Annotated in this window: 19 protein-coding genes; 16 read left to right on the top strand and 3 right to left on the bottom strand. The window is 61.6% G+C overall.

The genetic code is table 11. The annotated features are described in order from the left end of the window. The 15 genes from N8H71_RS09545 to ureC all read left to right on the top strand — a co-directional run bounded on the left by N8H71_RS09545 (position 1) and on the right by ureC (position 15,465). Positions 1-2,127 carry a TonB-dependent receptor gene (locus N8H71_RS09545; protein ID WP_262193782.1) on the top strand — a complete coding sequence of 709 codons (2,127 nt, stop codon included), beginning with the start codon at positions 1-3 and terminating at the stop codon, positions 2,125-2,127. A 114-nt stretch (positions 2,128-2,241) separates the two neighbouring features. Beyond that, the gene (locus N8H71_RS09540; RefSeq protein ID WP_262193781.1) at positions 2,242-3,030 is read left to right on the top strand and encodes an ABC transporter ATP-binding protein; all 789 of its coding nucleotides are present in this window, start codon (positions 2,242-2,244) and stop codon (positions 3,028-3,030) included. Next, on the top strand, positions 3,027-3,974 hold the full coding sequence (locus N8H71_RS09535; RefSeq protein WP_262193780.1) for an ABC transporter substrate-binding protein: 948 nt from the start codon (positions 3,027-3,029) through the stop codon (positions 3,972-3,974). Before N8H71_RS09540 ends, N8H71_RS09535 begins: the two co-directional genes overlap by 4 nt. After that, positions 3,971-4,981: a FecCD family ABC transporter permease gene (locus N8H71_RS09530; protein WP_262193779.1), complete on the top strand. Its 1,011-nt coding sequence runs from the start codon at positions 3,971-3,973 to the stop codon at positions 4,979-4,981. The genes N8H71_RS09535 and N8H71_RS09530 overlap by 4 nt, the downstream gene beginning before the upstream one ends. A gap of 205 nt (positions 4,982-5,186) precedes the next feature. Beyond that, complete coding sequence (gene urtA / locus N8H71_RS09525) at positions 5,187-6,452, top strand: urea ABC transporter substrate-binding protein (protein WP_007950596.1); 1,266 nt, start codon at positions 5,187-5,189, stop codon at positions 6,450-6,452. Positions 6,453-6,625: 173 nt separating this feature from the next. Continuing rightward, positions 6,626-8,128, top strand: coding sequence for an urea ABC transporter permease subunit UrtB (gene urtB, locus N8H71_RS09520; RefSeq protein ID WP_262193778.1), 1,503 nt, complete (start codon positions 6,626-6,628; stop codon positions 8,126-8,128). Then, positions 8,128-9,207 carry an urea ABC transporter permease subunit UrtC gene (gene urtC, locus N8H71_RS09515; RefSeq protein WP_007950598.1) on the top strand — a complete coding sequence of 360 codons (1,080 nt, stop codon included), beginning with the start codon at positions 8,128-8,130 and terminating at the stop codon, positions 9,205-9,207. Before urtB ends, urtC begins: the two co-directional genes overlap by 1 nt. Then, on the top strand, positions 9,204-10,073 hold the full coding sequence (gene urtD / locus N8H71_RS09510) for an urea ABC transporter ATP-binding protein UrtD (protein WP_007950599.1): 870 nt from the start codon (positions 9,204-9,206) through the stop codon (positions 10,071-10,073). The genes urtC and urtD overlap by 4 nt, the downstream gene beginning before the upstream one ends. A 130-nt stretch (positions 10,074-10,203) precedes the next feature. After that, positions 10,204-10,902: an urea ABC transporter ATP-binding subunit UrtE gene (gene urtE, locus N8H71_RS09505; RefSeq protein WP_007950600.1), complete on the top strand. Its 699-nt coding sequence runs from the start codon at positions 10,204-10,206 to the stop codon at positions 10,900-10,902. Between the two features lie 43 nt (positions 10,903-10,945). Further along, positions 10,946-11,785, top strand: coding sequence for an urease accessory protein UreD (locus N8H71_RS09500; RefSeq protein ID WP_262193777.1), 840 nt, complete (start codon positions 10,946-10,948; stop codon positions 11,783-11,785). A 156-nt stretch (positions 11,786-11,941) separates the two neighbouring features. Continuing rightward, a complete protein-coding gene (gene ureA / locus N8H71_RS09495) occupies positions 11,942-12,244 on the top strand; it encodes an urease subunit gamma (protein ID WP_007950602.1) in 303 nt (100 codons plus the stop codon). A 9-nt stretch (positions 12,245-12,253) separates the two neighbouring features. Next, complete coding sequence (locus N8H71_RS09490) at positions 12,254-12,787, top strand: GNAT family N-acetyltransferase (RefSeq protein WP_262193776.1); 534 nt, start codon at positions 12,254-12,256, stop codon at positions 12,785-12,787. Positions 12,788-12,792: 5 nt separating this feature from the next. Beyond that, positions 12,793-13,326, top strand: coding sequence for a GNAT family N-acetyltransferase (locus N8H71_RS09485; RefSeq protein WP_262159149.1), 534 nt, complete (start codon positions 12,793-12,795; stop codon positions 13,324-13,326). Next, positions 13,326-13,631 carry an urease subunit beta gene (locus tag N8H71_RS09480; RefSeq protein WP_085701013.1) on the top strand — a complete coding sequence of 102 codons (306 nt, stop codon included), beginning with the start codon at positions 13,326-13,328 and terminating at the stop codon, positions 13,629-13,631. Before N8H71_RS09485 ends, N8H71_RS09480 begins: the two co-directional genes overlap by 1 nt. A gap of 133 nt (positions 13,632-13,764) precedes the next feature. Continuing rightward, entirely contained in the window at positions 13,765-15,465 is a 1,701-nt protein-coding gene (gene ureC, locus N8H71_RS09475) for an urease subunit alpha (protein WP_262193775.1), read from the top strand. Between the two features lie 59 nt (positions 15,466-15,524). On the opposite strand, the gene N8H71_RS09470 is transcribed toward ureC, so the two are convergent. Beyond that, positions 15,525-22,610, bottom strand: a complete 7,086-nt coding sequence (locus N8H71_RS09470) for an NEL-type E3 ubiquitin ligase domain-containing protein (RefSeq protein ID WP_262193774.1) — start codon at positions 22,608-22,610, stop codon at positions 15,525-15,527. A gap of 160 nt (positions 22,611-22,770) precedes the next feature. Between N8H71_RS09470 and N8H71_RS09465 the strand changes: the two genes are divergently transcribed. After that, on the top strand, positions 22,771-23,898 hold the full coding sequence (locus tag N8H71_RS09465) for a sensor histidine kinase (RefSeq protein WP_262193773.1): 1,128 nt from the start codon (positions 22,771-22,773) through the stop codon (positions 23,896-23,898). 4 nt (positions 23,899-23,902) lie between these two features. Here the strand turns inward: N8H71_RS09465 and N8H71_RS09460 are convergent, their stop codons facing one another. Then, complete coding sequence (locus N8H71_RS09460) at positions 23,903-24,208, bottom strand: chaperone modulator CbpM (protein WP_115076375.1); 306 nt, start codon at positions 24,206-24,208, stop codon at positions 23,903-23,905. Positions 24,209-24,231: 23 nt separating this feature from the next. After that, positions 24,232-25,182: a DnaJ C-terminal domain-containing protein gene (locus N8H71_RS09455; protein ID WP_262193772.1), complete on the bottom strand. Its 951-nt coding sequence runs from the start codon at positions 25,180-25,182 to the stop codon at positions 24,232-24,234. Positions 25,183-25,187: the final 5 nt, after the last annotated feature.

Genomic DNA, 25,187 nt, shown 5'->3' with positions numbered 1-25,187 from the left:
ATGAACAAGTACCTCTTGTCCAGCCTCTGTCTGTTCGCGCTGAACCACAGCGCCCACGCCGACAACGCCCCGCTGACGCTGCCCACCGGCACCATCACCGCTCCGGCCCATGACGACCAGACCGTCAGCCTGACCACGCCGACCAGCGCCGGCTCGCGCCTGAACCTCACGGCCATGGAAACCCCGGCCAGTGTCGAAAGCCTGAGCGGCGAACAGATCCGCGCCCGTGGTGATCGCAGCGTGCAGGACGCGGTGTCGCGCAGCACCGGCATCAGTCGCACCGGCACGCCCGGCGATGGCGGCACCTCGTTGCAGGCTCGGGGCTTTACCGGGCAGAGTTCGGTGATGCAGTTGTATGACGGCAACCGCATGTACACCGGCATGGGCACCGTGACCTTCCCGGTCGACACCTGGTCGGTGGAGCGCGTCGACGTGCTGCGCGGCCCGGCCTCGGTGCTGTATGGCGAAGGCGCGACCGGCGCGGTGGTCAACGTGATCCCGAAGAAGCCGTTCGAAGGTGAAATCGAAAACCACGTGCGCGTCGGCTACGGCTCGTTCGACAGCCAACAACAGGCGTTCGACAGCGGTGGTTCGCTGACCGACACCCTGAGCTATCGCCTCAACCTCAACCGTCTGCGCAGCAACGGCTGGGTCGATCGCGGCGACTCATCGAGCGACTTCATCAGCGCCGCCCTGCGCTGGCAGGCCACCGACGATCTGACCTTCACCCTCGCCCACGATTACGGCGATCAGCGCCCGCAGAACTACTTCGGCACGCCGCTGATCAACGGCCAGTTGAAAGACAGCCTGCGCAACAAGAACTACAACGTGCGCGACGACAAGCAGCACTACAACGATCAATGGACGCGTCTGACCACGGATTGGCAGATCAACGATGCGGTCAGCGCCAGCAACGAGCTGTATTACCTCAAGGCCCAACGCCGCTGGCAGAACGCCGAGAACTACAACTTCGACGCTGACAGTCAGCAGCTCAGCCGCAGCGGCTACTTCGGCATCGGACACAAACAGGAACAGGTCGGCGACCGCCAGACCTTCACCTTCAAGCACTCGCTGTTTGGTCTCGACAGCCAGACCGTGACCGGCGTCGACTACAACCGCATCCGCTTCCAGCTCGACAGCAATTCGCCGTTCAACGACGTATTGCCGAACGGTCAGCCACTGGATCGGTATCACCCGCAAACCGGTTATTTCGAGAGCGCCGATCCGTATCGCGATCAGTTCGACAGCACCACCAGACAGATGTCGGTATTCGCCGAAAACCGCACGCAACTGAGCGAGCGCTGGTCGATGGTGACCGGTGTGCGCCGCGACTACGTGCACGTGGATCGCAACAACCTGGTCGACGGCAGCCAGAGCGACAAGACCCTGACCGGCAACAACTGGAAGGCCGGTCTGGTGTTCGCGCTGACCCAGGACACTTCGTTCTACGGCCAGGTCGCCACCAGCACCGATGGCATCGGCGGGCTGATTTCCCTGAGCCCGAGCCAGCAGCAATATGACTTGTCCACTGCCCGGCAAACCGAGATCGGCCTGAAGCAACTGTTCTGGGATCAGCGTGGCGAGTTCACCTTGGCGGCCTATCGCATCGTGAAGAAGAAGCTGCTGACCGACGATCCGGGCAACCCGACGCTCAAGCAGCAGGTCGGCCAGCAATCGTCGAACGGCCTGGAAGCCAGCCTCGATCTGCAACTACCACACGCCTGGCAGCTGCAAGCCAACGCTGCAATCGTGAAGGCCAAGTACGACGATTTTGAAGAAGTGGTCGGCGGCGTGCCGGTGTCGCGCAATGGCAATCGCCCGGTGGACGTGCCCCGCCGCACCGCCAATCTGTGGCTGAGCAAGACGCTCACTGATGACCTGAAAGCTGGCGCTGGTGTGCGTTACGTCGATGCGCGCTACGCCGACATGGCCAACCGCAACGAGCTGCCGAGCTACACCGTGGTCGATGCGACGCTGTCGTGGAAAGCCCTGCGTAACACCACGCTGGGCTTGCAGGTGAACAATCTGTTTGACCGGACGTACGCGCAAAGCCAATACAATGAGGGGCAGCAGTGGATTCTGGGTGAGCCTCGTTCGTTCTTTGTCACCGCCGACTACACCTTTTGATTCAAGGCCCCATTCGCGAGCAAGCTCGCTCCCACAGGGATTGTGCAGATCCTGTGGGAGCGAGCTTGCTCGCGAAAGCGATATCCGCCGCACCATAGTTTTCAAGAGAAATGCATGACTTCACTAACCCTCACCAACCTGAAATGGTCACCCTTGGGCCACGGCCACTGCCATCACCAGTTCCAGCTGCGTGACGCCTCGTTGCAAGTGGCCGCCGGTGAGTTCGTCGGGCTGATCGGGCCCAATGGCAGCGGCAAGACCAGCCTGTTGCGCTGCGCCTACCGCTTCAGCCAGCCGGAACGCGGTGAGGTCAAACTCGATCACCACAACGTCTGGAAGCAATCTTCGCGCTGGTGCGCGCAACGCATCGCCGTAGTCCTTCAGGAATTCCCCGACGCCTTCGGCCTGACCGTCGAAGAAGTGGTCGCCATGGGCCGCACGCCGCACAAGGGCCTGTTCGATGGCGACACCCTCGAAGACCGGAATCTCGCCACTCAAGCCCTCAAATCGGTGGGCCTCGATGGCTTCGAAGACCACGCGTTCGCCACCCTTTCGGGCGGCGAAAAACAGCGTGTAATTCTCGCCCGGGCCCTGACCCAGCAACCGCAACTGCTGATCCTCGACGAGCCGACCAACCACCTCGACCCGCGTTATCAGCTGGAACTGCTGCAACTGGTCAAGCGCCTGCAGATCGGCACATTGGCGAGCATCCATGATCTGAATCTCGCTGCTGCATTCTGCGACCGCTTGTACGTTATCAATCACGGACAAATCGTCGCCAGCGGCACCCCGCAACAAGTCCTGACCGTCGAACTGCTGCGCGACGTGTTCGGCGTCGAAGCACTGATCGATTCCCACCCTCTCCACGGCTACCCGCGAATCACCTGGATAACCCGACCATGACTGTGCGCTCCCTGCTTTGCCTCGCTCTGTTGCTGGGCACCACCCACGCCTTTGCCGAGGCCACCAAGTACCCGCTGACGATCCAGAGCTGCAACCGCGAAGTGACCTTCAAGGAAGCGCCGAAGCACGCGGTCAGCCACGACATCAACATGACCCAGATGATGCTCGCCCTCGGCCTCAAGTCGAAGATGGCCGGCTACAGCGGCGTCAGTGGCTGGAAGTCGGTGACACCGGAAATGCAGTCGCTGCTCGACGGTCTGCCGGAACTGGCAGCCAAGTACCCGTCGGTGGAAACCCTGCTCAACGCCAACGTCGATTTCTTCTTCGCCGGCTGGGATTACGGCATGCGCGTCGGCGGCGATCTCACGCCGCAGACCCTGCAACCATTGGGCATCAACGTCTATGAACTGACCGAGTCCTGCGCCTTTGTGATGAAACGCCCGGCCGCCACGCTGGACGACACTTACAACGACCTGCGCAACCTCGGAAAGATCTTCGACGTGCAGGGCCGCGCCAACGCGCTGATCGCCGACATGCAAAGTCAAGTCGCCGAAGTCCGCAAAGACCTGCCCGCCGAGAAACCCCGAGTGTTCCTGTACGACAGCGGCGAAGACCGCGCCATGACCTCCGGCCGCCTCGGCATGCCGCAGGCGCTGATCGACGCCGCCGGCGGGCGCAACGTTCTCGATGACGTCGAAGCGAGTTGGACCCGGGTCAACTGGGAAACCGTGGTCGAGCGCAATCCGCAGGTGATCGTGATCGTCGACTACAGCGAAATCACCGCCGAGCAGAAGATTGAATTCCTGCTGAAGAACAAGGCGCTGCAATCGGTGGACGCGATCAGGAACCAGCGCTTCATCGTCATCCCTTACGTGCAGGCCACGCCGGGGATCGACAACGTGCTGGCGGTTGAAACCCTGGCCAAAGGTTTCCACGGCGAATGATCAATCGTCGCTACGGCTGGCTGCTGATTGCCCTCGGCGCGGCGCTGCTGGTGTCGTGCGTGGTGTCGCTGGGCTTCGGCCCTGCGCGGGTGCCGGTGGACGTGGTATGGCGGATTCTGCTGCACAAACTGTTCGGCCTCGGAGTGCCGGACTGGAGCGCCGGCCAGGAACACATCGTCTGGCTGATCCGTGTGCCGCGCATGTTGCTCGGTGCGTTGGTTGGTGCCGGGCTGGCGTTGATCGGTGCGGTGCTGCAAGCGGTGACGCGTAATCCGCTGGCGGATCCGCATCTGCTCGGCGTCACCTCCGGTGCCACGCTCGGTGCAGTGATCGTGGTGCTGCATGTCGGTGAAATCGTCGGCCTGCTGACCTTGCCGATCGCCGCGTTCATCGGCGCGTTGTTGAGCATGTTTCTGGTGCTGGGCATCGCCAACCGGCAGGGTCGGCTGGACAGTGACCGTCTGCTGCTATGCGGCGTGGCAGTGTCGTTCGTGATGATGGCGATCGCCAATTTGCTGTTGTTCATGGGCGATCACCGCGCCAGTTCGGCGGTGATGTTCTGGATGCTCGGTGGCCTCGGTCTGGCGCGCTGGGAGTTGTTGGCGGTGCCGGCGCTCAGTGTTCTGCTCGGGTTGATTCTGCTGATCGGCATGGCCCGTCCGCTGAACGCCTTGATGGCCGGCGAACAGACCGCCGTCACCCTCGGCCTGAATGCCCGGGCGGTGCGTCTGCGGGTGTTCGTGATTGCCTCGCTGATGACCGGGGTGCTGGTGTCGATCAGCGGTTCCATCGGTTTTGTCGGGCTGATGGTGCCGCACATTGCCCGGCGCCTGATCGGTGCCGAGCATCGGCGTCTACTGCCGGTGTGCGTGTTGCTCGGCAGCGTTTTCCTCGTCTGGGTGGACGTCGCCGCCCGCACGTTGATCGCCCCCGAAGACCTGCCCATCGGCGTCGCCACCGCTGCCCTCGGCGGCCTGTTCTTCATCGGTCTGATGCGCCGCCGCTGAATCCTCCGGGTGCGCCCCAATCTGGCGCACCCCGCTGCACCTTTGCATGCAACACGTCCTCTCATGGTGCGTCGCCTGCGCGCGCGACCGCTCTAAACCGACATTTCCCTGCCTGATCCCGACCGGGCACAGCCCTTGCAAAACACCCTTCAGTCGTTCGCATCTGCCAACCATAAAAAACTTTAACGTTCATGGAGATCGCACAATGAAGCGTCGCAGTTTGATCAAGGCTTTCACACTCACGGCATCCATTGCCGCGATGGGCATGACCTGGACCGTACAGGCCGCCGAGACCATCAAGGTCGGGATTCTGCATTCGTTGTCCGGCACCATGGCGATCTCCGAAACGTCGCTCAAGGACATGGCGTTGATGACGATCGACGAGATCAACGCCAAGGGCGGGGTGAACGGCAAGATGCTTGAACCGGTGGTGGTCGACCCGGCGTCGAACTGGCCGCTGTTCGCGGAAAAGGGCCGGCAGTTGCTGACCCAGGACAAGGTCGCGGTGGTGTTCGGTTGCTGGACGTCGGTGTCGCGCAAATCGGTGCTGCCGGTGTTCGAAGAACTCAACGGCCTGCTGTTCTACCCGGTGCAATACGAAGGTGAAGAGATGTCGCCGAACGTGTTCTACACCGGCGCCGCGCCGAACCAGCAAGCGATCCCGGCGGTTGAATACCTGATGAGCGAAGAAGGCGGCAGCGCCAAGCGCTACTTCCTGCTCGGCACCGACTACGTCTACCCGCGCACCACCAACAAGATCCTGCGTTCGTTCCTCCACTCCAAAGGGGTAGCGGATAAAGACATCGAAGAGGTCTACACCCCGTTCGGTCATAGCGACTATCAAACCATCGTCGCCAACATCAAAAAATTCTCGGCCGGCGGCAAGACCGCTGTGATCTCGACCGTGAATGGCGACTCCAACGTGCCGTTCTACAAAGAGCTGGCCAACCAGGGCCTGAAGGCCACTGACGTACCGGTGGTGGCGTTCTCGGTGGGCGAAGAAGAACTGCGCGGCATCGACACCAAGCCGCTGGTGGGCAACCTCGCAGCGTGGAACTACTTCGAGTCGGTGGATAACCCGGCGAACAAGAAATTCGTCGCCGACTGGAAAGCCTACGCGAAGAAACACAACCTGCCGGGCGCCGACAAAGCGGTGACCAACGACCCGATGGAAGCCACTTACGTCGGCATCCACATGTGGGCGCAGGCGGCGGAGAAAGCCAAATCGACCGACGTCGACAAGGTCCGCGAAGCCCTCGGCGGCCAGACTTTCGCCGCGCCGTCCGGCTACACCCTGACCATGGACAAGACCAATCACCACCTGCACAAACCGGTGATGATCGGCGAGATCCAGAGCGACGGTCAGTTCAACGTGGTGTGGCAGACCGAGGGGCCGATTCGGGCGCAGCCGTGGAGTCCGTTCATTCCGGGTAACGACAAGAAGCCGGAGTATGCGGTGAAGAGCAACTGAGCCATTGGATGCCCGCCTCGATACTTGAGGCGGGTACAAATCCCTGGGGGAGCGACGGTTCGACGCTTCGACTTGCTCGCGAAAGGGCCCTGACAGTCGACATCGATGGTGAATGTCAGACCGTTTTCGCGAGCAAGCTCGCTCCCACAATGTCCGCGTCAAGGCGACTGACTATGCCCACTGCCCTATACCGTTTGCTCCTGGCCGTCGCACTTTTACTGCCGATGGCCGCCCATGCCGGGGATACCGAAGACTTCGTCGCCGCCAACCCCACGCAACAGGCCAAACTGCTGGAAACCTGGGCCGCGCAGCCCGATCCGGCGCGTGTCGAACTGATCAACGCCCTGCAACAAGGCGAACTGACCGTCGACGGCCAACCCAAGACCCTGCGCCTGAACAACCGCCTGCGGGGTCTGATCGACACCGCACTGGCCAGCCACCAATTGCTCGCTGCCGACGCCAAAACCCGTCTGACCGCCGCGCAGCAATTGCAGAAAAGCGCCAAACCGGCGCAGCTGAAATTCCTCGACCAGCAACTGGCTGGCGAACAAGACGAAAGCGTCCACGCCGCCCTGAGCCTGGCGCTGGCCAATCTGCAACTGGTCGACACCGACCCGGCGGTGCGCCTCGCGGCCGTGCGTCTGCTCGGTGAAACCGGCGACCCGCTGGCCCGCACCCGCCTCGAAGGCCTGCTTGAACCCGGCGTCGAAACCGATGCCAACGTGCGCACCGCCGCCGAAACCAGCCTTGCCCAGGTCAAGCGCAAACTGCTGGTCGGCGAACTGCTCGGACAGGCCTTCAGCGGCATGTCTCTCGGTTCGATTCTGCTGCTCGCCGCACTCGGCCTGGCGATCACTTTCGGCCTGCTCGGCGTGATCAACATGGCCCACGGCGAGATGCTGATGCTCGGCGCCTACTCGACCTACGTCGTGCAGTTGATGTTCCAGCGCTATGCGCCGAATGCCATCGAGTTCTATCCGCTGATCGCGCTGCCGGTGGCGTTCTTCGTCACCGCCGCCATCGGCATGGCACTGGAGCGCACGGTGATCCGTCACCTCTACGGCCGCCCGCTGGAAACCCTGCTCGCCACCTGGGGCATCAGCCTGATGCTGATTCAGCTGGTGCGTCTGGTGTTCGGTGCGCAGAACGTTGAAGTGGCGAACCCGGCGTGGCTGTCCGGCGGGATTCAGGTGTTGCCGAATCTGGTGCTGCCGTACAACCGCATCGTGATCATCGCCTTCGCGCTGTTTGTGGTGGTGCTGACCTGGCTGCTGCTGAACAAGACCCGCCTGGGTCTGAACGTGCGCGCCGTCACCCAGAACCGCAACATGGCCGCCTGCTGCGGCGTGCCAACCGGGCGTGTCGACATGCTCGCCTTCGGCCTCGGCTCGGGCATCGCCGGGCTCGGTGGCGTGGCGCTGAGCCAGATCGGCAACGTCGGTCCGGACCTCGGCCAGAGCTACATCATCGACTCGTTCCTGGTGGTGGTGCTCGGCGGTGTCGGGCAATTGGCCGGCAGCGTGTTCGCCGCCTTCGGCCTGGGCATCGCCAACAAGATTCTCGAACCGCAGATCGGTGCGGTGCTCGGCAAGATCCTGATCCTCGCGCTGATCATTCTGTTCATCCAGAAACGTCCGCAAGGCCTCTTCGCACTGAAAGGACGGGTGATCGACTGATGAACCAGCCTCTACTTGTCACGGCCACACAAAAGGCCGGCCCGAAAGTCACGCTCGCTGTCGGCGCGGTGGTTCTCGCGTTGCTGATCGCCCTGCCGCTGCTGTCGTTGTTGCCGGCGGACAGTGCGCTGCACGTTTCGGCTTACACCCTGACGCTGGTGGGCAAGATTCTCTGCTACGCCATCGTCGCCCTGGCGCTGGATCTGGTCTGGGGTTACGCAGGTCTTTTGTCGCTGGGTCATGGTCTGTTCTTCGCCCTCGGCGGTTATGCGATGGGCATGTACCTGATGCGCCAGGCTGCCGGTGATGGTCTGCCGGCGTTCATGACCTTCCTGTCGTGGACCGAATTGCCCTGGTACTGGAGCGGCACCGGCAATTTCCTTTGGGCGATGTGCCTGGTGGTGTTGGCGCCGGGGTTGCTGGCGTTGGTGTTTGGTTTCTTCGCCTTCCGTTCGCGGATCAAAGGCGTGTATTTCTCGATCATGACCCAGGCCCTGACCTTCGCCGGGATGCTGCTGTTTTTCCGCAACGAGACCGGCTTCGGCGGCAACAACGGCTTCACCAATTTCCGCACGATCCTCGGTTTCGGCATCACCGAACCCGGCACCCGTGCGGTGCTGTTTCTGGCGACGGTGTTGCTGCTGGTGGCGAGCCTGTTCATCGGCTGGCGCCTGGCCCGCAGCAAGTTCGGCCGGGTGCTGACCGCGTTGCGCGATGCGGAGAATCGCCTGATGTTCTGTGGCTACGATCCGCGCGGTTTCAAGCTGTTCGTCTGGGTGTTGAGCGCGGTGTTATGTGGTCTGGCCGGTGCGTTGTACGTGCCGCAGGTGGGGATCATCAACCCGAGCGAAATGTCGCCGACCAACTCGATCGAGGCCGCCGTGTGGGTAGCCCTTGGCGGGCGCGGCACGCTGATCGGCCCGCTGCTCGGCGCCGGCGTGGTCAACGGCATGAAGAGCTGGTTCACCGTGGCCTTCCCCGAATACTGGCTGTTCTTTCTCGGCGCGCTGTTCATCGTCGTGACGTTGTACCTGCCCAAAGGCGTGATCGGTCTGCTGAAGAAACGAGGTGAATCATGAGAGTCACGGCGAGCGCTGAATTCATGCTGGAACCGGCGTTTTTCCCGGTGGAGCCCAACAAGGACGAAGGCACCAGCCGCGACTCGATCGGCCTCGGGCAACGCGTCGGGCCGGGCCTCGACACCCGCCACGGCACGATCCTGACCCTGGAAGACATCAGCGTCAGCTTCGACGGTTTCCGCGCGCTGAACAATCTGAACCTGTACATCGGCGTCGGCGAACTGCGCTGCATCATCGGCCCCAACGGCGCGGGCAAGACCACGCTGATGGACGTGATCACCGGCAAGACCCGGCCGAGCCACGGCAAGGCCTGGTTCGGCGAAACCCTCGACCTGACGCAGATGAGCGAAGTGCAGATCGCCCAGGCCGGCATCGGGCGCAAGTTCCAGAAACCGACGGTGTTCGAAGCGCTGAGCGTGTTCGAGAATCTGGAGCTAGCGCAGAAAACCGACAAGTCGGTGTGGGCCAGTCTGCGGGCTAAGTTGAGCGGCGAGCAGAAAGACCGGATCAGCGAAGTGCTCGACACCATTCGCCTGACCACCTCGGTCAATCGCCCGGCGGGGTTGCTGTCCCACGGGCAGAAGCAGTTTCTGGAAATCGGCATGTTGCTGATGCAGGACCCGCAATTGCTGCTGCTCGATGAACCGGTGGCGGGCATGACCGACGCCGAAACCGAGTTCACCGCCGAGCTGTTCAAGTCGCTGGCGGGCAAGCATTCGCTGATGGTAGTGGAACACGACATGGGCTTCGTCGGCTCGATTGCCGACCACGTCACCGTGTTGCACCAGGGCAGCGTGCTGGCCGAGGGATCGCTGGAACAGGTGCAGGACAACGAGCGCGTGATCGAGGTTTACCTCGGCCGCTGACACAACATCATTGTGGGAGCGAGCTTGCTCGCGAAAGCGGCGGCACATCCGACATCACCGTGACAGGCCAATCGCTTCGCGAGCAAGCTCGCTCCCACAGGGATTGGTGTGAATTTCAAGGACACTGAACATGCTGCAAGTCGACAAGCTGCACCAGTACTACGGCGGAAGCCACATCCTGCGCGGCCTGAGCTTTGACGTGAAGGTCGGCGAAGTGACCTGTCTGCTCGGGCGCAACGGCGTGGGCAAGACCACGCTGCTCAAATGCCTGATGGGCCTGCTGCCGGCCAAGGAAGGCGCGGTGAACTGGGAAGGCAAACCGATCACCACGTTCAAGCCGCATCAACGTGTACACGCCGGGATCGCCTACGTGCCGCAGGGCCGGGAGATCTTCGGCCGGCTGACCGTGGAAGAGAACCTGCTGATGGGCCTGTCGCGTTTTCCCGGCAGCGAAGCCAAGGAGGTTCCGGCGTTCATCTACGAGCTGTTCCCGGTTCTGCTGCAAATGAAACAGCGGCGCGGTGGTGACCTGTCCGGCGGTCAGCAACAACAACTCGCCATCGGCCGCGCACTGGCCAGTCGTCCACGGCTGCTGATCCTCGACGAGCCAACCGAGGGCATCCAGCCGTCGGTGATCAAGGAAATCGGCGCGGTGATCAAGAAGCTCGCGGCCCGTGGCGACATGGCGATTCTGCTGGTGGAGCAGTTCTACGATTTCGCCGCCGAACTGGCCGATCAATACCTGGTGATGTCCCGGGGCGAGATCGTGCAGCAGGGCCGTGGCGAAAATATGGAAGCCGAAGGTGTGCGCGGGCTGGTGACTATTTGAGGTTACGGTCTAATCTGTAGCGTCCTAACGATAATCAGAAAACATGAACTTACCTGTTGCGACTGCCCTGTTTACCCCGAGCTGGCATGCCGAACTGGAGCTGGCCTACGCCCGCTTCGGCGATTGCACGCGGCCGACCCGACGCCGGCACCTCGGCCCGTTGCGGGTGCAAAAGCATCTGTACGCCGAAGGGCCCGAGGTCTGCCAGCACATCATCGTCCACCCGCCGGGCGGGATTGCCGGCGGTGACCGGCTCGACATCAGCGCCCGTGTCGAACAAGGCGCCTGGGCACAGATCACCAGCCCCGGCGCGGCCAAGTGGTATCGCGCGGCAGGGCCCGCTTATCAGTCGCTGAACCTGCATGTCGCCGATGGCGCGACACTGGAATGGCTGCCTCAGGAGACCATCGTCTACAGCGCCGCCCAGGCGGAACTCTCGACCTCGATTGATCTTGAAGGCGATGCGCGGCTGTTTTACTGGGACGTGGTAGCGCTGGGTCGTCCGGCCAGCGGAGAACGTTTCGACCTCGGGCATTTCCAGGCGCATCTGGATATTCGTCGCGATGGACGGTTGTTGTGGCATGAGCGCCAGCGCATCGTCGGTGATGACGGCTTGCTTGATTCGCCGATCGGGCTGGATGGCAACCCGGTGTTTGCGACGTTGTTGGTGACCGGTGAAGTCGACGCCGAACTGCTGGAGCGCTGCCGCTCGCTGGGGCACGACGTGCGCGGGGATCTGACGCAATTGCCCGGTCTTTTGGTCGCACGTTGCCTGGCCAGTGAAGCGTTGCTGGCGCGGGCCTGGATGATCGATCTGTGGCGATTGCTCAGGCCTGCGCTTCTTGGCCGCGAAGCCCTGCCACCCCGAATCTGGAACACATGAAACATGCTTTTCTGTGGGAGCGAGCTTGCTCGCGAAAGCGTTGCATCAGTCACCTCAAATGCTGAGTGTGACGCCGTCTTCGCGAGCAAGCTCGCTCCCACAGGGATCTGTGCCAACAGTCCCGACCTTTTCAATCTGCCCAAATGGATTTCTACGATGGACCTGACCCCACGCGAAAAAGACAAGCTGCTGATCTTCACCGCCGGCCTCGTTGCCGAGCGGCGACTGGCCCGTGGCGTGAAACTCAACTACCCGGAAGCCATGGCCTTCATCTCGGCAGCGCTGCTCGAAGGCGCCCGTGACGGCCAGACCGTGGCCGAGCTGATGCACTACGGCACCACTCTGCTGACCCGCGATCAAGTGATGGAAGGCATCCCGGAAATGATCCCGGAGATCCAGGTCGAAGCGACGTTTCCCGACGGCACCAAACTGGTCACCGTCCATCAACCGATCGTCTGAGGCCGCGCCATGACTTACACCATCCGCGATGCACTGCACGCCGACCTGCCGGCGATCCGCGACATCTACAACGACGCCGTGCTCAACACCACGGCGATCTGGAATGAATCCCCGGTCGATCTCGGCAACCGTCAAGCGTGGTTCAGCGCGCGTCAGGCCCAGGGTTACCCGATCCTGGTGATCGTCGACGCCGACAACACCACCCTCGGCTACGCTTCGTTCGGTGACTGGCGGCCGTTCGACGGTTTCCGCCACACCGTCGAGCACTCGGTCTACGTGCGCAGCGACCAGCGCGGCAACGGCCTCGGCCCGCAACTGATGACCGCGCTGATCGAACGCGCGAAGACCTGCGAAAAGCACGTCATGGTCGCCGCCATCGAGAGCGGCAACGCCGCGTCGATCCGCCTGCACGAACGCGCCGGTTTCATCACCACCGGGCAGATGCCGCAAGTCGGCACCAAGTTCGGCCGCTGGCTCGACCTGACCTTCATGCAACTGACCCTCAATCCTGGCGCGGAGCCGCCGCCCGCCAACAAGGAGTGACACCGATGAACCCCGCCCAACTGCGACGCGTCAATGCCGAAAGTTTTGCGCACTATCGTCAGGGCCTGATCGACCTGCTGCTCGACGCCGTAGGGTATGGCGCCAGCGTCGGTTTCATGGCCGACCTCGATGCCACGCAGGCCCGCGCCTATTTCGACGATGTGCAGGACAACCTGAACAAGGGCAACGTCTTGCTGTGGGTGGTGGTCAAGGACGAACAGGTACAGGCCAGCGTCCAGTTGAGCCTGTGCCAGAAGGCCAACGGCCTGAACCGCGCCGAGGTGCAGAAGCTGCTGGTGCGCGAACACGCCCGGCGGCGCGGCCTTGGCCAACAGTTGATGGAAGCGCTTGAGCTGGCAGCCCGCCAATACAAGCGCGGCATGCTTTACCTCGACACCGAGGCCGGCTCCCCCGCCGAAGATTTCTACAAGGCCCTGGGTTACACCCGCGCCGGGGAAATCCCCGACTACGCCTGCGACCCCAACGGCACCTATCGCCCGACGGCCCTCTATTACAAAGTCCTGCAAGGAGCGAACTGATGATTCCCGGCGAATACCGGATCCAGCCCGGCGACATCGAACTCAACGTCGGTCGCCGCACCGTCAGCCTGAAAGTGGCGAACAGCGGCGACCGGCCGATCCAGGTCGGTTCGCACTACCACTTCTTCGAAACCAACGACGCCCTGACCTTCGACCGCGCGGCCAGCCGTGGCATGCGCCTGAACATTCCGGCGGGCACGGCGGTGCGCTTCGAACCGGGCCAGAGCCGCGAGGTGGAACTGGTGGAGTACGCCGGGCACCGACGGGTGTTCGGGTTTGCCGGGCGGGTCATGGGTGACCTCTGAATTTTGCGGTGCCTCCATCGCGAGCAGGCTCGCTCCCACAGGTGATCGCATTCCCACTGTGGGTGCGAGCTTGCTCGCGAATCTGTGAGCGAAGCGAACAGTCTCAAAACCAATTGAATTCCAAGGCGAACACATGAAGATCTCGCGTCAAGCCTACGCCGACATGTTCGGCCCCACCGTCGGCGACAAGGTGCGCCTGGCCGACACCGAGCTGTGGATCGAGGTCGAACAGGACTTCACCACCTACGGCGAAGAAGTGAAATTCGGCGGCGGCAAAGTGATCCGCGACGGCCAGGGCCAAAGCCAGTTGCTGGCCGCTGAAGTGGTCGACACCGTCATCACCAACGCGCTGATCATCGACCACTGGGGCATCGTCAAAGCGGACGTCGGCCTCAAGGACGGGCGCATCGCCGCCATCGGCAAGGCCGGCAACCCGGACGTGCAGCCCGGCGTGACCATCGCCATCGGCGCCAGCAGCGAAGTGATTGCCGGCGAAGGGATGATCCTTACCGCCGGCGGCATCGACACCCACATCCACTTCATCTGCCCGCAGCAGATCGAAGAAGCGCTGATGAGCGGCGTCACTACCATGATCGGCGGCGGCACGGGACCTGCCACCGGCACCAATGCCACCACCTGCACCTCGGGGCCGTGGCACCTGGCGCGAATGCTCCAGGCCGCCGACGCGTTCCCGATGAACATCGGCCTCACCGGCAAGGGCAACGCCAGTCTGCCGGAGCCGCTGATCGAACAGGTCAAGGCCGGCGCCATCGGCCTCAAGCTGCACGAAGACTGGGGCACCACCCCGGCGAGCATCGACAACTGCCTGAGCGTCGCCGACCAGTACGACGTGCAGGTGGCGATCCACACCGACACCCTCAACGAGTCCGGTTTCGTCGAAACCACCCTCGGTGCATTCAAGGGCCGGACCATCCACACCTATCACACCGAAGGTGCCGGTGGCGGCCACGCGCCGGACATCATCAAGGCCTGCGGTTTCGCCAACGTGCTGCCGAGTTCGACCAACCCGACCCGGCCATTCACCCGCAACACCATCGACGAACACCTCGACATGCTGATGGTCTGCCACCACCTCGACCCGAGCATCGCCGAGGACGTGGCGTTCGCCGAAAGCCGCATCCGCCGCGAAACCATTGCCGCCGAAGACATCCTCCACGACCTCGGCGCGTTCTCGATGATCAGTTCCGACAGCCAGGCCATGGGCCGCGTCGGCGAAGTCATCACGCGCACCTGGCAGACCGCCGACAAGATGAAAAAGCAGCGCGGCCCGCTCGCGCAGGACGGTGAAGGCAACGACAACTTCCGCGCCAAACGCTACATCGCCAAGTACACGATCAACCCGGCGATCACCCACGGCATCAGCCATGAAGTGGGTTCGGTAGAAGTCGGCAAATGGGCCGATCTGGTGCTGTGGCGCCCGGCGTTCTTCGGCGTGAAACCGACGCTGATTCTCAAGGGCGGCGCCATCGCCGCGAGCCTGATGGGCGACGCCAACGCCTCGATTCCGACCCCGCAACCGGTGCATTACCGCCCGATGTTCGCCAGTTACGGTGGCTCGTTGCACGCCACCAGCCTGACGTTCATCAGCCAGGCTGCGCAAGAATCCGGACTGCCCGAAGCGTTGGGCCTGAAGAAGAAAATCGCGGTGGTCAAAGGCTGCCGTGATGTGCAGAAAACCGACCTGATCCACAACGATTATCTGCCGCAGATCGATGTCGATCCGCAGACCTATCAGGTCAAGGCCGACGGTGTGCTGTTGTGGTGCGAGCCGGCCGAAACCTTGCCGATGGCCCAACGGTACTTTCTGTTCTGAATGCCTTCGACGCTCTCTGACGCCAACACCAGGCGCCAGAGAGCGTCAGCCGACAGATGTTACGAAGAGGGAGGCCTCATCAGGTTTTTCGAGGTGCCCGGCTGATCAGGCCCCTGTGCCGGTCGCGAGTCTGCGCCGGCCTCTTCCCGCGACAACTCAATGAGTTTCCTGTTCAGCGCCGTCGCGCGTTCGACCTCCAGCCTCCCCAAGGCTTCGGCGTAGGCATTGCTGTTCAGGTCATCATGCTCGTCTTCGATACTCGCCAGTTTTTCAGATGATTTCTGCTCAAGCTCGTTGAAGTCCTGCGGGTACTTCTCGTGCAGATAATCAATCCAGTAGTGGCGACTTATCAGTTGTTCATAAAAGTTTGCGCTGAGTTCGGCGTCGATGATTTTCGCCCGCGCCCGCGCCAGCATTTCACCACTGATGGGCCTGGCGAAACGTATGGCTCTGGGTTGTCCGGGCAGGAGCAGTCCGTCCGGCCATCCGGCGGTCAGCCCGATCCGATATTGCAGCCGGACCTCCGCCGGATCAGCCAGTGGCCCCATCGTCGCATCAGCCAGTTTTTCGGCCTGTTCCAGACGAAACAGCTGGCGTGAAAGATTCAACAAGGCACGACCTTTCTGTGCCAGACCCGGCTCGGCATGAAGCAACGTGGAGTATTCGAATACCGCCACTTCGATCTCACTGAACGCCAGCGTGCGACCATCCACGCAGGTGGTGTGCGTGCGCGCCATCGCAAACAGCCTCTGCCGAAGTTCGGCATGGCGCTCGGCAACCTCCACAACCCCCCAGATCCGGCGCGTGAGGTCGGCGCGATAACGCCTGAACTCTTCGGTCCCCCTCATTTGTTCAAGCAGGTGAAAAAACGCGCCGCTGTCCGACTCCCCCGCCAGCCCCTCCCACAAAGTCCGGTAACGACCGACTTCCTCAGCGGGCATGCTCTCGAGCCAGGGTTGCGCCTGCTCGGCAATGGCCTGTATTCCCGGGTGATCGACCACCTCATCCGGCAACACGGGGCCTGCGCCAGGATCATCCTCGGCAAGCCCCTCGGATTCGGTTTCCGACCAGCCCTCGCTGCTGGAGCCGCTTTCGGCCGCATCGATCATCCGTTGGAGCTCGGTTCGAGAGATGTTCATGACCGGATCGTGATGGCCGGCTTGTGCGTACTGACTCATCCGACGCAACGACTCCAGCGTCAGACTGTGGTTATCGGACATATCGGTGCCCGCCACCAGTTGCTCATGGGAGCCATCCAGAATGTGCAGCGGGATCGAATCGATATCGTTGCCGCTCAGGTTCAAGGTTCGCAGTGCGCGATTGCCCAGCACACCCTCGGGCCAGTCCATCAACAGATTGTTGCGCAGATCCAGGCCTTCAAGCTGTTCGAACAGTTCGGTGTTGAAGCCAGGCAGCAGGTTGTGGCTCAGATCCAGCCATTGCAATTGCTCAAGGGGCGCCAGGGAAAAATACAACGGGTCAGGGTCGGCGAGTCCTATACCCGAAAGCTCCAGACGTTCCAGGCGAGTCATTTGCATAATGCCATTGGGTACGAACGGCAAGTCCTGGCCGCTGAGGTTGAGCGACGTCACGTTGGGAAAGGCACCCAGAAAATCATCGGAACCTTGCGCACCAAGCCGCACACCCGACAGGTTCAGATCGCTGACATGCCCGAACTCCGCAGGCAGGGCTGGCAAGTCACCCAGTTGCAGGCCATCGAGGCTCAACTGATGACCGGCGTCTCCGGCCCGGCCCACCAGACCGTCACGCCAGCAGCCCAGAATGCGTTGAGCCGCACTGCCACGGGTTTGCGCCGAAACGACCCAGCCCTCACCACTCGTTTCGCGGATGAACAGCCAACTGTTGAGCCGACGGATCAGGACTTCGAATGAGCGTTCCCAGGCAGCAATTCGTTCACCGATCTGGAGATCAGCAGGACCGGAGGCGCGCATGGTCTCCAATGCCTGACGGGCTTGCACTTCAGAGAACTCGGGGACCAGACGCTGCAGACGTGAGGCGAACCACGACATGCCATGGCCCGCATCGGGCGGTGGCGGGAGCGGCAACAATCGACGAGCGATCGATGAACCGCTTTCTCCGGGTGGAAAGTCAGCCGGCACTTCCATTTGGGAAAACCGGCTCAGGGTGTCGGGTTCAAGCCCCCTGCGTATTTCAATGCGCTGTCGCTGTGCAGCCAGGTGTGTTTGTGCCGTGGGCTCCAAGGGGGCTCCGACAAGGTTGGTATTGAGCAGCAACGCCTCGTTCGCAAGCACCGAAGACGGTATCGAACGGATCCGGCTGTCACGCAGATCCAGCCATGTCAGCTTACCCAACTGCTCGACACCCACGGGCCATTGCGTCAGTTGCGTCCCCTTCAGATCGAGCGATCTGAGATGCGGCATGCCACTGACATCGAGCGCCCGCAGCGGATTGTTACGCAGGTTGAGGTGTTCGAGTCCCGATAGGTCAAGGCCCGAAAAAACCGGTTCGAGTAACCCGCAATCGATCAACTCAAGCGTCTGAAGATGCTTGAACGTGCGCAGGAAACTGACCATCTGTGCATCCGGCGCCCGAAAGCTGTTCATGCACAGTGTCGTTACGTGAGTGAACCCCTCGGCAGGCAGTTCCGGCAAACTGGACACTAACGCCCCTGTCAGTTCGAGTAACGGCGCCTGTCCTGCAACAAACAGGTTGTACCGGCTCCCCCTCACGGCTCCGTAACGCGCCAGAAGGCCTGCACGCCAATTGGTTTTCAGGGCGGTGGACACCGCTGCCCGGACGTAACCTCCATGGGAAAGATCCGACGCATTACCCACCCATGCATCGAGTCGCTCGAGCTTGTCGTACTGCTCATTCAAACCCTCCATCGCGTCGAATCTCGCCTGAACGTCCGGCCACTCTTCGGTGAACGGGTCAATCAGGTCTTCATAGAAACTCGGCAGCAGACCCGCGAAGCGTCTGAATTGCCCCCGGCAGTAATCCCTGAGCATCGCATCAAGGTCACCGGCACGCAGGGGTTGTAGTCTGAAAGACGCAAAAACCGGCTTGAAGGCTTCGCGCGAGAATTGCGACCAGTCCAGCGATAATCCGGACAACAGTCGCTCATGCGTTTGATAGAGGGGCGTCGGCAGCGTGGCGATCCTTGTGCGCTGCAGATCCAGGCGCTCGAGCAATGGCAAATCCGGCACGCCGACGGGCCATTCGCGCATGGCATCGTCGCTCACTGTCAGGCTCCGCAAATTAACCATGCCACTGACATCCAGCACGCTCGGACCGGACAGCGTCCCGCCACGGGGCAATACCTGCAACGCCAGATGCTCGAGTTGCGTCATACCGTTCAATCGAGAGGACAAGCCGTGCATCGTCTCGGCATTCAGATTGAGGTCCTTGAGGCTGGATAATGGACTCAACGCGTCGAACAGATTGTCGATTCCCGTACCCGGTGCCGAGATTGCCAGTGTTTCCACATTTGGAAAAAGAGACAGCAGAGGAAGCGAGTCCGGCGCCATCAGGGTCAACTCGCGCACATGCGCGAAGTCGGCGGTCAATGCCGGCAAGGGATGTGCGCAAACCATGGAGAGTCGGGAAAATTGCGGGTACTGCTCGGCCAGCGGCGACATACGCCAGCAGGTCTTGATGCTTTGTGCGGTGAATCGAGGCCCGAGCAGAGGTGCATGAGGCTGTGCCGGCAATGTTGTCAGCCACTCATCCAGCGCACTTTCCAGGGATTGCCACTCGCGCAGCAGATTATTGAGCTGATGATGAATTTGCTGATCGGATTTACCCATACGCAACTGGCCGAGAACAAAATCCCTTGCTTGATGTTCGGTCAATGCGGGGTAGACGTCCCGGGTTCGAGCCACCAACGACGGTGCAAATTCTCCCGGCACACCACTGGCCGGATAGCCCAGAAGCGTCGCCGATACTCGCTGCGGTGGCTTGATCCAGCGTCTGCCAGTCCCGGTCGGTTGCAGCAGTGACTCAGCGGTGCGGCGATGCCCGACGGCGTAGTCAATGATGGCCTGCTGCAAATCCAGGCTGCGCCACACCTCGGCGATGCCCAAGGATTGACGGGAGCTGTCCGGCAAGGCATGCAGGATCGAACTGTAGAAGTTGTCACCATGAACGGGCAGCGAGTTCAGACTTTCACCGCGCTCATCGAATGCCTGGTAGGTCGGACCATTCTTGACCAGGAACTTGCGGATCGTTGCCGACTTGTCGCCGATGCCCTCGATCAGCGGCCCTTCAATACCACGCTCGCGAATTTCCAGCCGCACATCCCCCAGCCAGCCGGGCAGTCTGGCGAGTGTATTCAAGGCCAGGCGCGCACTGTCCGCCATCAGCATGTTTTCACCATAGAGGCCGGCAAAAGCCCGTGTGAGCCGCCCCTCCTGTGCATACCAGCGGCCCAGCTCCTGCATTTGCAAGGGCACGCGCCCCGTGCTGTCCAGTCGTGTCAGGGATTCGGCCTCACTCTGGGCAAGTACGGCGTTCGCCGCCGGTTCACTGAGCCCCGGACACACTCTCTGTAATCGCGCGACGCGTGCGCTCACCGGAGCGGTGCCTTTGTACAAACTTTCGAACAGGGCGGGTCGACGACCCTTGGCGAAGTCGGCAATCTGCTTTCTGAACTCGCGCGGGCGCAAGTCACGATATCGGGCGGGCTCGCCTCCCAGCAGACGAGTGATTTCGGACTCCTCCAATACAGCGAGGATGCGCGCCGGCAATTCACCACTCAGGACATCGGACCGACTGATACGAATCGACGGTCTGACCTTCATTCCCGGTGACAGACGTTCTGAACCGTACTTGACCGGACTTCCCGACAGGTCCGGTTTTTCGAACACTTCAAGCAGACGTCCTGCCGGCCACCCTGGCATTTCAGTGATCAGAGGCAGGCTGTAGAGGTAGCGGTGGTCGATCGATCCACCTGTTTCCAGTTGCCCGATCACCTGCTCGACACCATGGTCGGCTTCAAACAGGCGCATGGCCTCGGTCAACTGCGGTGGTGGCAAGGAATTGTCCATGTGCAGCTTGCGCAACGCGCCGTCACTGATGCCGCTGATGTCGCCGATTTGCAGCAGTTGTTCGTCGCTCCAGGCTTCGGTAACAGGCCCCAGCCGACGCAACAGCGTCAATCGATCCCACCCCAGCGGACGCTCCTGGGCATAACGCCAGGCACCGGCACCGTTGTGCGTCAGTTCTGGCTGATAGGCCTCGGCGTCGAAGGGATGCCTGATACGCCAGCGTCCGAGGACGGGATCATGGAACTGCTCATACACCTTGCCGCTCATGCGGATGTAGTGCCTGCCACCGACAACGTATTGGCCGCGGATATTGGGGGCAAGGTCGCGGTCCAGGGTAATGGCAGCGTCGTAACCTGTAAGATCGGCTTTCCATAAACGGGTGTTGCCATCGGGCAGCGTGACCTGATGCAGGTTTTCGATCATGGGGTCAGCCTTCACCGCTACCAGCTTCGCCAGGCCCTTGCCCGCGCCGGCCGTTATCGCAAGCAACACCAGATTCTGTGTCACATCCAGCAGATGAGCCCTGGCAGTCTTGCGATCCCCCTCACTCCACTCGATCACCCCGGCAAATGCTTCTTGCAACAGCGGATAGGCCATCACCGCCATCATGACCTCGCCCAGCACGGGTACGAACATCGAAACCGTGGTCAAAACCAGCATGCCTATGTTCAGCAACGACGCGAGTTTTTCCGACCTGACCCTGGCGTCGACATCCACCGTCGGTACTGCATGACTGCGGGCATCAGCGATCAGTTTTTCACGATACTGATCAAACAAGTGATCCCACAGATCGATGTTGGCTGCCCAAATGCCGTGCCCTTTCCTCGGAATGCCCCTCGGCGCCAGATAGGGGTCATCGTTCGGCATTTTTCGGGGTACCGGTCCAGGTGGCAATTTCCTGATACCGAACAGGCCGGCGAAGGGACTACCGCCCTTGACCAGCTCGTTGAGCAAGGCTGCATACGGCCCGACTTTCTCAGCGAACGAGGTGTCCGGCGCATCATTGGTGAACTGACTGAAGTAGTAAGGCAAATCGGCATAAGCCACGAACTGGCTGAAAAAACGCTGATAGGCCGTCGGGCTGGCACCTCGTAATGTAGAGGTTTCCCGTGCGGTGAAACGCTGCTTGAACACTTCATCCACTTGCCTGGACGTGTAACGTTTCAACGGATGATCGGGGTCGTTGGGAATGTAAAGCAGGCACTCGTCGGTATACCGATACTTCTCGCAGATGGAGAACCAGACACAACCCGTCATCCTGCGCTTCATCAGGCTCAGGTCACTGAACCAGATCTGTTTGTGGCCCTGACGAGGGTCGAGATTTCCATTGATGATTTCCAGAATCGAGCGGTAATCCTTTGGCTCGATATCCTTTTGCAACAATGCCCGTTCGGCGGCCGCGCGCAGTGCGGTTTTCTGCGCCGTGGAAAACCTGTTCCGCAGTACTGCATCGCTCACGGGATCCTGTGGGTGCAGGTGCTCTTTCAGGTAATTCTGATATTGGGTGCCGATATCCAGCGACCGGCACAGACCGGTGAACTGTTCGACGGTGAGCAGGGTATGAACGACTTCCAGCTCACCGTTTCCGCTTTCAGCCCGAAAACCGGAAGATTCATGAAAAGCACCGCTGACACACTCCGACGCCTCGAAGTTGTGCAGCGCCGCCTGCAACAGCGGTAGCCTCAAGACTTCGAAGCTGCTGATATCGATGCCGAAAATACCCATCTCGAGAGGTTTCCTCAGCACCAGAAAAGTCTTGTTGATATCCAGATCGACCTTGAATCGCTCCTTCAATGCCTGCCTCAGCAACGGTGTGGCGAAGGTGTCGATGTCCTGCAGCCAGGACATGGCCTTGTCCAGGCGTGACTGGGCACTGAAATAAGCAATGTGCGCATCGTCCAGCGTCTTGCGCTGCTGAGCACCAGCCTGTCGATACCAGTCGGGAATCTGTGTCCTGGCCTGCCCGAGCGCCATCCGGCGTTCCGCAGTTGCGCCTGTCAGCCAACCAGGGATGGTGTTTTGCAGAAGATCGCCGTGAACACTACGTGACACAACGGACCTGGCCTCGGTACTCGGGGATCGGGCGGGCTCCCGTGGAAAGTTGCGTTTATCAGACATGGCGTCGCTCCAGAATAATGGAGCATCAGCACACCACCGCTGACTGCCCGGCCGGTGGTAGATAGTTATCCACATGAGTTACATGTCCCAACGGCACTAGCGTCGCGACGCAAAGGGTCTACCATCGACAGACACCTGCTGATTGTTCAGGACTCCTGTCATGCGTTTACCCGAATTCATCCGTCAGCACATGGACCGGATCGTCGAAGAGTGGGAGCAGTTCGCCAGAACCATCACACCGGCAAGCGAGTATCTGGACCGTACCGCACTGCGCGATCACGCAAAGGCCATTCTGCTGGCCACCGCCCGGGACATGACCACGGCGCAGACTGCCAGCGAGCAACGTGCCAAGGCCAGGGGCGATGGCCCGGACAAAACCCCGAGTCTGGATCTGGCCGGTGCCAGCCACGGAGAACAACGCCATACGGTAGGCTTCGACCTGGTGCAGATGACGTCCGAATTCCGTCATTTGCGTGCCTGTGTGATTCGTCTCTGGGTCAACAGTCTGGAATCGCCGGACATGGCGTACTTTCAGGACATGATCCGCTTCAACGAAGCCATCGATGAAGCCCTCGCCGAATCGACGGCTGCCTACGCCGAGCAGGTCAACCGCTCGCGCGACATTTTCCTCGCGATCCTCGGTCACGACCTGCGCGCACCGCTGCAAGCGGTCAGCATGTCCACCGAATTGCTGATGCGCAAAACGGCGCTTGAAGGCGATGCGCTGACCTGTGCGCTGAACATCAAGCAAGGCGCGCGGCACATGGCGGCGATGGTCAGCGACCTGCTGGAACTGGTACGCAGCCGCCTGGGCAGAAGCCTGCCGATCGAACCGGCACCGATGGACCTGGCCGACGCGGCGCGAGCGGCGATCGCCGAAGCCTGCGCCGGCAATCCGGAATGTGATCCAACACTGAAAACCGAGGGTGACACCCGTGGCGTCTGGGATGCCGGACGGATCGATCAATTGCTGCAAAACCTGATCGGCAATGCCTTGCAGCATGGTTCAAACCCGCGGGAGGTTCTGGTGACGCTGCGGGGCGATTCGGGAAGCGTTCACCTGAGCGTGCAAAACTACGGCAACCCCATCCCCGAAGAGGCCATCGGCACGATTTTCGATCCATTGGTACGCAGTGCCGACGAAGAGCTCGGCCAGCCGTCGACCAGCCTCGGTCTGGGTCTGTTCATCGTCAAGGAAGTGGTGACCGCCCACGGCGGGACGATCGAAGTCAGTTCAAGCGAAGCCGACGGAACGCTGTTCAGCGTGACGCTGCCCAGACAGGTTTGAAGCGCTACTCGACCACCAGGCGCCCCAGACGCTGACGGAGCATCCGGTTCTCGGCCCGCAGTTCCTGCACTTCTTCCAGCAGGTCCAGCGCCAGGGCGACGCCTTCCCATTCCAGGTCAAGGTCGCGCCGCAGTTTGGCGGCGCGTTTGGCCAGGGCCAGTTCGTAGTCGGTGAAGCGCCACTCCCTGGGCTGCGCGCCCTGAGGTTCGAGGATGCCGTGTTCGACGATTTCGATCACGTAGACGTCCGACAGGTCGGCCGCCTCACAGAATTCTGCCATGTCCAGTTGAACGATCAGGGGGCTGCTCATGATGGGCTACTCCGTCGTCAGTATCAGAAGTTCTCTCGCGGATTGAAGGCGGCCTTCTTTGCCAGCTCCTGCCACAGCGCCTTGACGTCATCGCCGTTGGCTTTCGGCATGACAGCCTTGAGCTGGACGAACAGGTAACCGCGCTCGCCGGCCTTGTTCTGCAGACCATGGCCCTTGGCGCGCATGCGCTGGCCATTCTGGCTGCCGGCCGGGACCTTGAGGTTGATCTTGCCGGTGAGGGTCGGCACGGCCACTTCGGCGCCCAGCGCCAGCTCCCACGGTGCCAGCGGCAAGGTGATGATCAGGTTTTCACCTTCAACGTCGAATTTCGGGTGCGGCGCGAAACGGATGGTCAGGTACAGATCACCATTGGCGCCGCCACCGATGCCCGGTGCGCCCTGGCCCTTGAGGCGAATGCGCTCGCCGTCGGTCACGCCCGCCGGAATCTTCACGTTCAGGCTCTTGCTGGTGTTGCTGACGTGCTGGCCCGAACCGTTGTATTGCGGCACCTGGAAGCTGATCTTTTTTGATTCGTTCGAAAGCGTCTCTTCGAGAAAGACCGGCAGTTCCAGTTCCACGTCTTGCCCTCGCCGTCCGGCGCTGCGGGATTGCCGGCCACCGCCGCCACCGAAACCGGGGCCGCGATTGCCGAAGATCGAACTGAAGAAGTCCGAGAAATCACCCGTATCGCCACCGCCGCCGCCAAAGCCGCCACGGCTCTGCCAGCCCGGCGGGCCCTGGAACGGCTGACCGTGCTGGCCGTAACGGCGCAGGTCGTCATATTCGGCGCGTTTGTCGGCGCTTTTCAGCGCTTCATAGGCTTCCGAGGCGTCCTTGAACTTGGCCTCGGCGTCCTTTTCCTTGCTGACATCGGGGTGGTATTTGCGCGCCAGCTTGCGATAGGCAGCCTTGATCGCCTTGTCGTCAGCCGTCGGCTCCACGCCGAGTATCTTGTAATAGTCTTTGAAGTCCATCGAAG

The organism is Pseudomonas koreensis (genome assembly GCF_025447595.1).
Taxonomy (GTDB): Bacteria; Pseudomonadota; Gammaproteobacteria; order Pseudomonadales; family Pseudomonadaceae; genus Aquipseudomonas; species Aquipseudomonas koreensis_H.
The sequence above is the reverse complement of the archived record's forward strand: the minus strand, read 5'-3'. Positions and strand labels throughout refer to the sequence as shown.